This window comes from Ralstonia mannitolilytica (genome assembly GCF_000954135.1).
GTDB lineage: Bacteria > Pseudomonadota > Gammaproteobacteria > Burkholderiales > Burkholderiaceae > Ralstonia > Ralstonia mannitolilytica.
On the sequence record NZ_CP010799.1, the window covers coordinates 1,485,482 to 1,496,963 of the forward strand.

Annotated in this window: 12 protein-coding genes; 6 read left to right on the top strand and 6 right to left on the bottom strand. The window is 67.7% G+C overall.

The genetic code is table 11. The features are described 5' to 3' along the window. Positions 1-56: 56 nt before the first annotated feature. From TK49_RS07065 to TK49_RS07080, 4 genes are all read right to left on the bottom strand, one after another. Complete coding sequence (locus tag TK49_RS07065; protein ID WP_045786078.1) at positions 57-1,379, bottom strand: MFS transporter; 1,323 nt, start codon at positions 1,377-1,379, stop codon at positions 57-59. Between the two features lie 168 nt (positions 1,380-1,547). After that, the gene (locus tag TK49_RS07070; RefSeq protein ID WP_045786079.1) at positions 1,548-2,894 is read right to left on the bottom strand and encodes an amidase; all 1,347 of its coding nucleotides are present in this window, start codon (positions 2,892-2,894) and stop codon (positions 1,548-1,550) included. Positions 2,895-2,916: 22 nt separating this feature from the next. Beyond that, positions 2,917-3,594 carry a DUF2848 domain-containing protein gene (locus TK49_RS07075; protein WP_045786080.1) on the bottom strand — a complete coding sequence of 226 codons (678 nt, stop codon included), beginning with the start codon at positions 3,592-3,594 and terminating at the stop codon, positions 2,917-2,919. A gap of 46 nt (positions 3,595-3,640) precedes the next feature. Next, positions 3,641-4,354 (bottom strand): GntR family transcriptional regulator, encoded by a 714-nt coding sequence (locus tag TK49_RS07080; protein ID WP_045786081.1) that lies wholly within the window; start codon positions 4,352-4,354, stop codon positions 3,641-3,643. Positions 4,355-4,519: 165 nt separating this feature from the next. Here TK49_RS07080 and TK49_RS07085 point away from each other — a divergent pair, with 165 nt between their 5' ends. From TK49_RS07085 to TK49_RS07095, 3 genes are all read left to right on the top strand, one after another. Continuing rightward, complete coding sequence (locus tag TK49_RS07085; RefSeq protein ID WP_045786082.1) at positions 4,520-5,800, top strand: flavin-dependent oxidoreductase; 1,281 nt, start codon at positions 4,520-4,522, stop codon at positions 5,798-5,800. A gap of 31 nt (positions 5,801-5,831) precedes the next feature. Beyond that, entirely contained in the window at positions 5,832-6,968 is a 1,137-nt protein-coding gene (locus TK49_RS07090; RefSeq protein ID WP_045786083.1) for an ABC transporter substrate-binding protein, read from the top strand. A 74-nt stretch (positions 6,969-7,042) separates the two neighbouring features. After that, entirely contained in the window at positions 7,043-7,561 is a 519-nt protein-coding gene (locus TK49_RS07095; RefSeq protein ID WP_045786084.1) for a MarR family winged helix-turn-helix transcriptional regulator, read from the top strand. Between the two features lie 43 nt (positions 7,562-7,604). Here TK49_RS07095 and TK49_RS07100 read toward each other — a convergent pair whose 3' ends face one another. Continuing rightward, on the bottom strand, positions 7,605-7,955 hold the full coding sequence (locus TK49_RS07100) for a hypothetical protein (RefSeq protein ID WP_045786085.1): 351 nt from the start codon (positions 7,953-7,955) through the stop codon (positions 7,605-7,607). Between the two features lie 351 nt (positions 7,956-8,306). Between TK49_RS07100 and TK49_RS07105 the strand changes: the two genes are divergently transcribed. Continuing rightward, on the top strand, positions 8,307-9,524 hold the full coding sequence (locus TK49_RS07105; protein ID WP_045786086.1) for a cyclic di-GMP phosphodiesterase: 1,218 nt from the start codon (positions 8,307-8,309) through the stop codon (positions 9,522-9,524). A gap of 9 nt (positions 9,525-9,533) precedes the next feature. Here TK49_RS07105 and TK49_RS24755 read toward each other — a convergent pair whose 3' ends face one another. Next, the gene (locus TK49_RS24755; RefSeq protein ID WP_164490895.1) at positions 9,534-9,704 is read right to left on the bottom strand and encodes a hypothetical protein; all 171 of its coding nucleotides are present in this window, start codon (positions 9,702-9,704) and stop codon (positions 9,534-9,536) included. Positions 9,705-9,935: 231 nt separating this feature from the next. Between TK49_RS24755 and TK49_RS07110 the strand changes: the two genes are divergently transcribed. After that, the gene (locus tag TK49_RS07110) at positions 9,936-10,922 is read left to right on the top strand and encodes a DUF6685 family protein (RefSeq protein WP_045786087.1); all 987 of its coding nucleotides are present in this window, start codon (positions 9,936-9,938) and stop codon (positions 10,920-10,922) included. Positions 10,923-11,067: 145 nt separating this feature from the next. Continuing rightward, positions 11,068-11,439, top strand: coding sequence for a hypothetical protein (locus tag TK49_RS07115; protein ID WP_045787790.1), 372 nt, complete (start codon positions 11,068-11,070; stop codon positions 11,437-11,439). Positions 11,440-11,482: the final 43 nt, after the last annotated feature.

The following is an 11,482-nucleotide window of genomic DNA, read 5'->3' on the forward strand; positions in this document are numbered from 1 at the left end:
GCCAGACCATCGCGGCGCGGGGATTGGCGCGACGATGGTCTGTTTGCTGTTGGGGCTTAGTGTTTGCGCGTGCCCAGGATGACCAGGACGGCGGCGCCCAGCTCCAGCGCGGCTACGAAGTAGAGGCCGGCGGAGAGGTGGCCGGTGCTGGTCTTCAGCCAGCCGATCATGTACGGCGCGACGAAGCCGGCGAGGTTGCCGATGGAGTTGATGAGGGCGATGCCGCCTGCGGCTGCGGTGCCGGCCAGGAAGACAGCGGGGATCGACCAGAACACCGGGAACGCGGCGAGGATACCGATGGCGGCGACGGTCAGGGCCAGCAGCGCCAGCAGCGGAGTGCCGAGCAGCGCGCCGGTGGCGACGAGGCCGGCGCTGGCGATGAGAGCGGCGATGGCGCAGTGCATGCGGCGCTCGCCGGTACGGTCGGAATGCGCGCCGTTCCAGACCATCGCAATCGTGCCGGCGATGAACGGAATGGCCGCGATCAGGCCGATCTGGAAATTGCCCTGCACGCCAAGCTCCTTGATGATCGACGGCGTCCAGGAGGCGATGGTGGCGTTGCCGCTGACGACGCAGAAGTAGATCAGCGCGCAGATCCACACGCGGGCGTTGGCCAGCGCCGCGCCAAACGAGGCGTGCTTTGCGGGGTCGCGGTTCTCCACCTCGACGGCGCGGATGACGGCGTCTTGCTCCGCAGCAGACAGCCACTTGGCCTGGCGCGGTGTTTCGGGCAGCCAGGCGAGCACCGCGAAGCCGGCCAGCACCGACGGAATGCCTTCGAGCAGGAACAGCCATTGCCAGTTGGCCAGGTGGCCCACGCCTTCCATGCGGCTCATGATGAAGCCGGCAATCGGGCCGCCCACCACGCCGGCAATTGCAAACGACGTCATGAACAAGCCGTTGATGCGCGCGCGGTGTGCGGAGGGAAACCAGTACGTCAGGTACAGCACCACGCCCGGGAAGAACCCGGCTTCAAAGATGCCGAGCAGGAAGCGCATGACGTAGAACGACGTGGGCGTCTTCACGTAGATCATCGCCATCGAGGCCAGGCCCCACAGAATGGTGATGCGGGCGAGCGTCTTGCGCGCACCGATCTTTTCCAGCAGCAGGTTGCTCGGCACTTCAAACAGGAAGTAGCCGATGAAGAAGATGCCGGCACCCAAGCCGTAGACGGCTTCGCTGAACTGCAGGTCCTGCAGCATCTGCAGCTTGGCGAAGCCGACGTTCACGCGGTCGATCCACGCGAGGATGAACAGGATCACCAGGAAGGGCACGAGCCGCATGGCGATGCGGCGGTAGGTGGCCTCCAGCGCGGCGTCTTCAGGGGGGCTGCTGGCCGGATCCGTGGGGTGGGCCGGCAAGGCTTGGATTTGCGACATGGTTTCCTCCGATAGCGTGAGAGCTTGCCGGCGCTTCGTTGTGCCGCTTTGTGCGACGAAACGCAGGCGTGAGTAGGGCCGGGCGCGTCTGCGGCGCGCCTTTTTCGTGGTGATTGAAGAGAACCGCCCGCGTGGCCCAGCGGCAGGCGGCAGGTTCGTGCTAGCCGATCAACGCAGCGCAGCCTCCACCGCCCGGCCGACACGCAGGACGCGCGCGTCGTCGCCCGCGAGACCACACAGCGACAAGCCCGCCGGCAGTTCGCCAGCGGCGTGGGCAGGCAGCGTCAGCGCGCAGCCGTCCAGGAAATTGATCACGCTCGGGTTGCGCAACGCGAGTGCATTGGTGCGGAAGAACTGTGCGTCGTCGGCTTCGAGCGGGGCGACTTCGGGCGGCACGATGGCCACCGTCGGCATCAGCCACGCATCGAAGTTGGCCAGGCGCTTGCGTGCGGCGGCAATCATGCGTGCGCGTGCCTGCATGACGTCGATGTACGCCGCCGCGCCCATCTGCTCGCCGCGGCGGATGCGTGCGGCCACGCGCGGGTCGTAGTGGGCCTCGGCGCGGGCCAGCAGCGGACGGTGCCACGCCCAGGCCTCGGCGGCCGTGAGCCCGCCGCCGCCGTTGATCTCCGGCAGTTCGAGCAGTTCGGGAAATTCGAAACGCACGATGTGTGCGCCTGCGCGTTCGAGCTGTTCCACGGCGCGGTCGAATGCCCTGGCGACCGTGTCGTCGAGGCCCGCGCCCACGTAGTCCTGCGTGACGCCGAGGCGCAAGCCGGCCAGCGGCACGGCATCGGTGTCGAGCGTCTCGCCACTGAGGATGGCATCGACGATGGCGCAGCAATCGACGGAGTTCGCCAGCGGTCCGGCCGAATCGAGCGAGGTCGACAGTGGCACGCCGCCCGTCATCGGCACGCGGCGCGCCGTGGGTTTGAAGCCGGTCAGATTGCAGAACGCCGACGGAATGCGGATCGACCCGCCCGTGTCGGTGCCCAGCGCCGCGACGGCCATGCCGCCCGCCACGGTGACGGCGCCGCCGGACGTGGAGCCGCCGGCGGCTCGCGCGTTGTCGGCCGGCGTGCGCGGCGTGCCGTAGTGCGGGTTCAGGCCGAGGCCCGAGAACGCGAACTCGCTCATGTTGGTGCGGCCGAGCAGCACCGCACCGGCTGCGCGCAGGCGCGCCACGGCGGCGGCGTCGGCGGTGGCGGGCGGCCGGTCGGCCAGTGCGCGGGAGCCGGCGGCCGTCACCTGGCCGGCCACGTCGAACAGGTCCTTGATCGACACCGGCAGCCCGGCCAGCAGCGAGGGCACATTGCCTGCCGCGCGTGCGGCATCGGCGGCACGCGCCATGGCGAGCGCGGCTTGCGCATCGAGGCTCACGTACGCGGCACCACCGGAGGCGCGGTGCGATTCGGCACGCTCGAGCGCGGCTTCAGTCAAGGCAACGCTGGTGGTGCGGCCGGCAGCCAGGTCGGCGGCGAGTGCGCGGATGGTGTTGGGGCGGGGCGTCGTCATGCGGCAATCTCCGGTGGGCGCTTCAGCCTTCAACAGGCAGGGTGTGGACAGCATAGCGATGGCGCAGCTCGCTGCCCGACACCGGGTCGATCAGCGCCATGTCGAACGCCTCGCCAAAACCGAGTTCGCCGATGATCGGCTGCGTGCCGCAGAACATGGCGGTCCCCACCGGCAGCGTGTCGGCGCCGGTGTAGCGGCGGATGAGGTCGCGCGGGTCGAGCATGCGCGTGACGCTGCCTTCCTGGTACAGCGCGGTCTGGCCGTCGCGTGTGCGCCAAGTCTTCATCTGGAGGCTGTCCCAGTGGTCGGCCAGCGCGTCGAAGCGCCACACGTCGCGGCTCACGGGCTTGGCGCACATCTGCTTGGAGACCGTCACGCCATAGGCTTCGACCTTGCGGTCGGTATGGTCCGACCCGATGCCGACCAGCAGGCCCATCGGCGTGGAATACAGCACGAATTCCGCTTCACCGGACGAATCGGCGCCGGGAATCTCGACGCGCGCATCGGTGGTCAAGAGCGACGCCGACACGCGATAGAAGCACGGCACGCGGGCTGGGCGCGCCACGCCGATCGCTTCGAGTTCGGCGATGTGGTGTTCGACGGCCTCGGCGTCGCGGCCGGTCCAGCCGGCAATGACGAGGTGGTCGACAGTCACGTCGATGGGGCCGTGGCCAATGAGGTTCAGGTGCAGCGTGGTCATGCGGAATCCGGAAGAAGCGGGAAAACAAGCCAAGGGGGAATCGAAATCAGAGCGTGCGGATGATCGTGCGGCGGAACTCGTCGATGTGCTCGCGGATGGCCTCCCGCGCGGCGGGCACGTCGCGGCGCTCGAGCGCGTCGAGCACGGCGAGGTGTTCGTCGTACACGTTCTGCAGGTGTTGCGGCTCGGAAAGCGAGAGGAACCAGAAGCGCGCCTGCTTTTCATGCAGCCCGCGCAGCAATTCGGCCAGCACGCGGTTACGCGAGGCAGCCGAAATGGCGAGGTGGAACTTGAGGTCGAGCGCCGCCAGCGCGGCAATGTCGCGCTGCTCGATCAGGGCCGGCGATGCGTCGACGATGGCACGCATGGCTTCCAGGTCGGCGGGGTGGGCGCGCTCGGCGGCCAGCGTCACGCACAGCACTTCGTTGGTCGCGCGCACCTCGATCATGTCGAGCACGTCGTTGAGCGAGAGCGGCGTCACCAGCACGCCCTTGCGCGGCAGGATCTGCACCAGCCCTTCGACTTCAAGCCGATGCAGTGCCTGGTGAATCGGCGTGCGGCCGAGCCCGAGCAGCGCACCGAGCTGCGCCTCGTTGAGCGGCTCGCCGGGGCGGAACTCGCACGCCATGATGCGGCGCTTGATCTCGGCATAGGCGAGCTCGCGCATGGCCGCGCCCTTGGGGGCGTGCGCGGCCGGTTCCACTGCAAACGGGGCAGGGTTGGCGGCGCCGGGAGAAACCAGCTTGATCGGGCGCGACATCGCAGAACCTCGAATCTGTAAAAGTCGAGTGATGGTATTGTGATATCTCACAGAGCGTCAAGCGATCGCGCCATCGCTCCGGGCTAGGGATTGCCCTGATGCACGCGGTCTGGCCATCCGGAAAAATTGTTATAGACTGCAACAAAAATTTGGACGGAGACAGCCATGAAGATCGCCATCATCGGGGCGGGCATCGGCGGGCTCACGCTTGCGTTGATGGCGCAGCGGCAGGGCTTTGAGGTCGAGGTATGGGAGGCGGTGCAGACGCTGCGGCCGCTGGGCGTGGGCATCAACCTGCTGCCGCACGCGGCGCGCCAGCTGTGCGAACTCGGGCTCGAAGACACGCTCGGCGCGCTGGCGATCCGCACGTCGGCGCTGGCGTACTACAACCGCTTCGGCCAGCCGATCTGGCAGGAGCCGCGCGGGCTGGCGGCGGGATATGACTGGCCGCAGTTCTCCATCCACCGCGGCGAATTCCAGATGGCGCTGGCCGATGCCGTGATGGAGCGGCTCGGGCGCGACGCCGTGCATCTCGGCCACAGCTTCGAGGCGGTCCGGTCGACTGGCGAGGGCGGCGGCCCCGTGCGCTTCACGCTGCGCGACCGCGCCAATGACGCCATCGTCGAATCGTCGGCCGACGTGCTGATCGGTGCCGACGGCATCCACTCCGCCGTGCGCCGTCAGTTCTACCCCACGGGCGACGCGCCGCGCTTTGCCGGCCGCATGCTGTGGCGGGCCGTCACCGAAGGGCAACCGTATCTCGATGGCCGCACGATGTTCATGGCCGGCCACCAGGACCAGAAGTTCGTCGCCTACCCCATCTCCGAGCCGCTGCGCCAGCAGGGCCGCTCGCGCATCAACTGGATCGCCGAGCTGCGCGTGCCCGACGAGGCGCCGCCGCGCAGCGACTGGAACCGCGAAGTCGACCGTGCCATCTTTCGCAGCGCCTTTGCCGACTGGAAATGGGATTGGATCGACATCCCCGCGCTCATCGACGGCGCGCAGGCCGTGTACGAATTCCCGCTCGTCGACAAGGATCCGCTGCCGCGCTGGACGTTCGGCCGCGTCACGCTGCTGGGCGACGCGGCGCACCCGATGTACCCGATCGGCTCGAACGGCAGCGCGCAGGCGATTCTCGACGCGCGCGCGCTGATCGATTGCCTGCTGAGCACACGCGAGATCGGCATCGCTCTGCGCGAGTACGAGGCCGATCGCCTGCCGCGCACGGCCGGCATCGTGCTGCGCAATCGTCTGAACGGGCCGGAACAGGTCATGCAGCTTGCGCACGAACGCGCGCCGCAGGGCTTTTCCCGCATCGATGACGTGATCCCACGCGCCGAGCTGGAAGGGATTGCGATACGCTACAAGAAACTCGCCGGTTTCGATCCGCAGTCGCTGCGCGATCAGCCGCCCATGCCCGCCCGCGGCGGCGGCGCGCCGGCCTGACGACAACACCACCAGAAAAGAAGAGGGGACCATGACCATTCGCCGCACCATCTGCGCCGCTGTCGCGCTGCTGCTTGCGACCACTGCCCATGCCGACGTGGTCGTGGGCGTGAGCCTGTCGACCACCGGGCCGTCGGCGTCGCTGGGCATCACGCAGAAGAATTCGCTGGCGTTCTACCCGGACAGCATCGGCGGCGAAAAGCTGCGCCTCGTGGTGGTGGACGACGCGTCGGACCCAACCACCGGCACGCGCATGGCACGCAAGCTCGTGACGGAAGACCACGTCGACATCATCGTCGGCTCGTCGGCGGTGGCGCCGTCGATTGCGATCGCCGAGGTCGCGACCGAATCGCACACGCCGCAGTTGTCGCTCGCGCCGGTCGAGCTGAAGCCGGGCAAGGGCGACTGGACGTATCGCCTCGCGCAGCCGATCTCGCTGATGGCCGAGGCGATTGCCGCGCGCATGGCGGCGTCCGGCGTCAAGACCGTCGGCTTCATCGGCTTTGCCGATGCGTACGGCGAGAGCTGGCTCAAGGATTTCACCGCCGCCGCCGCCACGCCGCGCGGCATCAAGATCGTCGATGTGGAACGCTATGCGCGCGCCGATACCAGCGTGACCGGGCAGGTGGCCAAGCTCGTCAGCATCAAGCCCGATGCGATCCTGGTGGCCGGCGCCGGTACGGGCGCTGCGCTGCCGCATACGTCGCTGCGCGATCGCGGCTATGCGGGCCCGATCTACCAGACGCACGGCGCGGCGACGAAGGACCTGATCCGCATCGGCGGCAAGACGGTCGATGGCGCCATCCTGCCGGCGGGCCCCGTGATCGTGGCCGAGCAGCTGCCCGACAGCCATCCCAGCAAGAAGACGGCGCTCGAGTACGTCACCCGCTACGAAAAGGCCAACGGCCCGGACACGCGCACCCAGTTCGGCGCCCACACGTGGGACGCGCTGCAGGTGCTCAAGCGTATCGTGCCGGTGGCGCTCAAGCAGGCCCGGCCGGGCACGCCCGAGTTCCGTCAGGCGCTGAAGACGGCGCTGGAGTCGGAGCGCGACATCGTCGTCTCGCATGGGGTGCTGAACTACACGGCCGCCGACCACTTCGGCTTTGATGCGCGCGGCCGTGTGCTGCTGACCATCGAGCACGGCAAGTGGAAACTGCTGAACTGAAGCGCGCGTGCGCGCATGGTCAAGCGGCACGCCGCCGACGATCATCCCGAGACTCCGCCACCACCGCCAACGCCATGCCGCGCACGCCCAAAGCCGACGATCTCTACCCCGCCGTGGCCGCATCCGGCCACTTCAACCCGCACCTCGCCGATGTGGAATATGGCGCCCTCGACGGGCTGGTCGGCTATGCGGTGCGGCGCGCGCAGCTGCACATCTACGAAGATTTCGTGCGCTCGCTGCAGGCGTGGAACATCACGCCGCCGCGCTTTTCGGCCATGACCGTCATCGCGCACAACCCGAACCTCAAGCTGACGGAACTGGCGAACATCCTGGGCGTGGCGCGCTCGGGCGCGGTGCTGCTGGTCGACACGCTCGAAGAGATGGGCATGGTCGAGCGCCAGCCGTCCCCGAAGGACAAGCGCGCCTTCCGGCTCGTGCTGACGGCCCGGGGCGCGACGACGCTGGAGGACATCACACGTGCCGTCACCGAGCACGACGCCCGTGTGACGGCACATCTGTCGGGCGACGAACGGCGGACACTGCTCGCGCTGCTCAACAAGCTCGCCGCGGGGCCGGCCGCCGCGCCTGAATGACGAACGGCCCGCATGCGGGCCGTGTCCGGTTTGCCACGGCGGATCAGCGCTTGTCGGCGTCCATGGCCTTCTGCCACGGATCCTTCTCGGGCGGGTAGAGCGAATCGAAGTATTCGCGCAGCGTGCAGATTTCCTGGACGATCTCGAACGGAAAGCCCTGCCGGCCGCCGCGGTCATCCATCTGCAGGCTGTTCAGGTAGCGCCGGCAGCCGATGAAGTCCACCCACTTGGCGGCGATCGTGTTGATGATGCGCGGGAACCTGCGGCCCAGCTCGATCGGCCGCACTTCGTCGGGCAGGGACGCCAGCCAGCGGATCGCCTCGCGGTTGAGCGCGAAGTCGTCGGGGCCGGGCTGCTTGCGTTGGGACGCGGGATCTGGGGTCATATCGTGCATGCATCCATGAGGGCCTGATCACACTGGAGCCGCATACATGGCCGGTGTGCACCCACCCTGGGCTTAGTGTACGCCGCTTGGCGCCGTCTGCCAGCCCGACACGGGAGGGTCTTGACGCTTTACCCGTTTGAATCGAACAGCCACGCCGCGAGCCTCCCCTTGGCCCTGGGGTATGCGGTCCGCGCCACATTCGCCCTCAAGTTTTGCCGGCTCGTGCCGATAGGCCAAGCGCGGCTCGACTCGCTGTGGCCCAGAGCACCCACGTCAAGGCGAGGACGGCGCCAGCGCCGGCAGGCATGCCGCCCCTTATTTCAATCAGAAAACCGGACTTCGAGCCGAGGTAGGCAGGGTATGAAGCAAATCGATGCGAGCCAATTGCGTGTCGGCATGTTTGTCATGAAGCTGGGTGGGTCATGGCTCAAGCATCCGTTCTGGCGCACGCAGTTCCAGCTGTCGAACCAGGGACAGATCGAGGACATCCGCAAGGCGGGCATCACCGAGGTCTGGATCGATCCGGAACGCGGCGAAGACGTACTGCCTGCCAACCTGATGCCGACCTCTGCGCCAGCGGTACCCGAGCCTGAACCACTGACGCGCGAGACCCTTGCCGCCCGGCCGCCGATTACACCCACGTCGCTCAAGGAAGAGTGGAAGCACGCTCAGCAGCTGGTGCAGAACGGCAAGGCCACGCTCGGCCACATGTTCGCCGAGGCCCGCATGGGCCGGGCGCTCGAAACCGAGAAGGCGCTGCTGCTGGTGGACGACGTGTCGAATTCGCTGGCACGCAACTCGTATGCGCTCATCGCCCTGGCGCGCCTGAAGACGAAGGACGACTACACGTACCTGCACTCGTTTGCGGTCTGCGCGCTGATGGTTGCGCTGGCCAAGACGCTGGGCCTGCCTGAAGACGAGATCCGCGAATGCGGGCTGGGCGGGCTGGTGCATGACATTGGCAAGTCGGCCATGCCGCGCACGCTGCTCGACAAGAGCACGGCCCTCACCAAGGACGAACTCGCGCTGCTGCAGACGCACGCCGTGGGCGGCCACCACCTGCTGGTGGGCACCGGGCAGTTCAGCGAGATCGCGCGCGAGATCTGCCTGCACCACCACGAGCGCATCGACGGCAGCGGCTACCCCGACGCCCAGAAGGCCGACGGCATCAGCCTGTGGGCCAAGATGGGTGCCATCTGCGATGTGTACGACACGCTCACCTCGAGCAGCCCGTATCACCATGCGTGGTCGCCGGCGCAGGCGCTCAAGTACATGATGGCGCGCACCGACACGCAGTTCGACCGCACCATCTTCCAGGCCTTCACGCGCAGCGTGGGCATCTACCCGGTGGGCACGCTGGTCAAGCTGCGCACCAACCGGCTCGGCGTGGTCGTCAACCAGAACGAGGCCTCCGCGCTCAAGCCGGACGTGGTCGTGTTCTACTCGGGCAACACCAAGACGCGCGTGCGCCCCGAGCGCATCAGCCTCAGCAAGTCGGACGACGCCATCGTCAGCGTGGAAGACGCCACCACGTGGGGTTTGTCCGACGAGGAAGTCTCCGACATGTGCCTGGTCTGAGCGCGCGGCTCAGACGTCTTCCACGGGCGGTTCCTTGCGGTCGGGGTTGTCGGGCCGCGTGTCGGACGGAACGAGCTTGTCGCCGGGCTGGCGCGGACGCTGCTCGGGCGCGGCGCCGGGTTTGGACGGGGCCGGCGGCTGCGTCGTGTCGGTTTGGGTGCGGCCTGGCTGGGTGGGCATCGCGCTCTCCTGCGGGTGGGGATGCCCCGTCTTGCAGCACGCCGCGCGCCTGGCAAGCCCCCACGCCGTATGTGTATTTTTATTAACACGGACTTCAACAAACTTCATGGCACACCCCTCTAAAGTGGGGTACGTTTGAGTCGTTGTTCCTGACGTTGCCGAACCTGCGCCGCAGAGCCAGAGCGTGGTCGGCCATCCGCAAACGAACGATTCAGTCTTCCGGGGGGTGACATGAACGTTTCCAATCTGCTGCACGCGGCGTCGCATTGGGTGTTGCAGTCGCGCGCTTTCAGCATCACGCAATCGGTTGCGCACCACCGCACGCCAAGCGATGCGCTGTCGCACTGGAAACTCGATATCTGGCACAAGAGCGTGCCGTTCCTGCTTGAGGGCGGCCTCGCCGAGCCGGCGCATCAGCTGTTTCCGAAGCATCTGCCGCACGCTGATTGGGTCGATGAACTGCACCACCATCTAAGCCAGCTTGTGGGCATGCGCCGCGAGCATTGCAAGGTCGATATCCGCGCCGTGACGGGGCTGGCGCAGTCGCCGTGCTCGGTGCATTCGTTCCCGAGCATGCTGGTGTTCGCGCATCAGCATTGCCGCCGCATTCCACACAGCACCGACGCCGACTTTGCTGCCAACCGGCGCCACGTGTTCCGCTACGCAGATCAGGTCAACGTGTTCCGTGCCTACGATTTTGCCGGCGGCGAACTGTTCTACATGAACGAGTGGGGCGCGCACCATTTTGCTGCGCTGGTCTTGCAGGCGCGCACGCAGAACCGCGAACTGCTTGTCGACGCCGAGGTGCGCCACGTGCGCTCGGCGCTCGGGCTGCGCCGGCTGCTCGACAGCTTCCACGTCATCGGTGCCCGCCGCCAGGCGCAGCAGCGCTATGGCACGCGCCTGTCCGAGGCGCTGGCGAGCCACCAGGTGCCGCATCGCTGGATGCATGGCCGCCGCGAGACGGAAGGCTTCGAACTGTGCTTCCTGCCCAAGTCCGACCGCTTCGCCAACTGCGTGGGCGAGCAGCTCGTGCGTGACGGCTGGTTCGACTACGGCGCATGGCTGGCGGGGCTGCACGACGCCGCCGAAGTGGGCGCACCCGCGCAACGCGCCGGGGCAGCCCGCAAGACGCGGGCCAGCTGGAAGCGCGTGTCCGTGCCGGGCCTCGGTTTGCCGACCGGTCTGGCTGCGGGGTTTGCGCACACGCGGCTGTAACACAAAGGCGCTACGGTTGCGGGTTGTCCTGCCCCCCGCCTGACGGATTGCTGAATCAGGCGGCCGGTGTCAGAATTCGCAACTTAGTTGCATGTTGGCGCGCGATGCCCTATCGCGTCGGGCGCCGGCATCTGCGTCCCTGACCGTGCGTTCGTTCCGCTCCTCCTTCCTCCAATTGCGTTGGCTGGCCTGCCTGCTGACCGCGTTCCTGCTGTTTGGGCAGCAGGGCGCGCTGCGGCATGCGCTGTCGCATTGGGGCGAGGAAGCCAGCGGCGGCCCCCGCATTGTCAGTACCGCTGCGGCCACGCCCGGCGGCACCGAGCGCAGCCCCGCGCAGGAACATGCCGTCTGCCTGCAATGCGCAGCGTTTGCAGCGCTTGCGGCCGCCTTGCCGATGCTGGCGGCGATGGGCCTGGCCCATACCCGGCGCTGGCACTTTCCGCGCATCGGTTTCCGTGCAGGCGCGCCGGTCTTTCCGGTGGCCGTGTGTTCGCGCGATCCTCCGTTCCCCCTTTGATTCCTGCCTTGCCCGTCGGCTCCGTGTGGTGATGCGCGCGCGA

What these genes read in the sequence shown, in the direction of transcription:
- TK49_RS07065 (WP_045786078.1), bottom strand. Translation starts at nt 1,379, where the DNA reads ATGTCGCAAATCCAAGCCTTGCCGGCCCACCCCACGGATCCGGCCAGC.
- TK49_RS07070 (WP_045786079.1), bottom strand. Translation starts at nt 2,894, where the DNA reads ATGACGACGCCCCGCCCCAACACCATCCGCGCACTCGCCGCCGACCTG.
- TK49_RS07075 (WP_045786080.1), bottom strand. Translation starts at nt 3,594, where the DNA reads ATGACCACGCTGCACCTGAACCTCATTGGCCACGGCCCCATCGACGTG.
- TK49_RS07080 (WP_045786081.1), bottom strand. Translation starts at nt 4,354, where the DNA reads ATGTCGCGCCCGATCAAGCTGGTTTCTCCCGGCGCCGCCAACCCTGCC.
- TK49_RS07085 (WP_045786082.1), top strand. Translation starts at nt 4,520, where the DNA reads ATGAAGATCGCCATCATCGGGGCGGGCATCGGCGGGCTCACGCTTGCG.
- TK49_RS07090 (WP_045786083.1), top strand. Translation starts at nt 5,832, where the DNA reads ATGACCATTCGCCGCACCATCTGCGCCGCTGTCGCGCTGCTGCTTGCG.
- TK49_RS07095 (WP_045786084.1), top strand. Translation starts at nt 7,043, where the DNA reads ATGCCGCGCACGCCCAAAGCCGACGATCTCTACCCCGCCGTGGCCGCA.
- TK49_RS07100 (WP_045786085.1), bottom strand. Translation starts at nt 7,955, where the DNA reads ATGCACGATATGACCCCAGATCCCGCGTCCCAACGCAAGCAGCCCGGC.
- TK49_RS07105 (WP_045786086.1), top strand. Translation starts at nt 8,307, where the DNA reads ATGAAGCAAATCGATGCGAGCCAATTGCGTGTCGGCATGTTTGTCATG.
- TK49_RS24755 (WP_164490895.1), bottom strand. Translation starts at nt 9,704, where the DNA reads ATGCCCACCCAGCCAGGCCGCACCCAAACCGACACGACGCAGCCGCCG.
- TK49_RS07110 (WP_045786087.1), top strand. Translation starts at nt 9,936, where the DNA reads ATGAACGTTTCCAATCTGCTGCACGCGGCGTCGCATTGGGTGTTGCAG.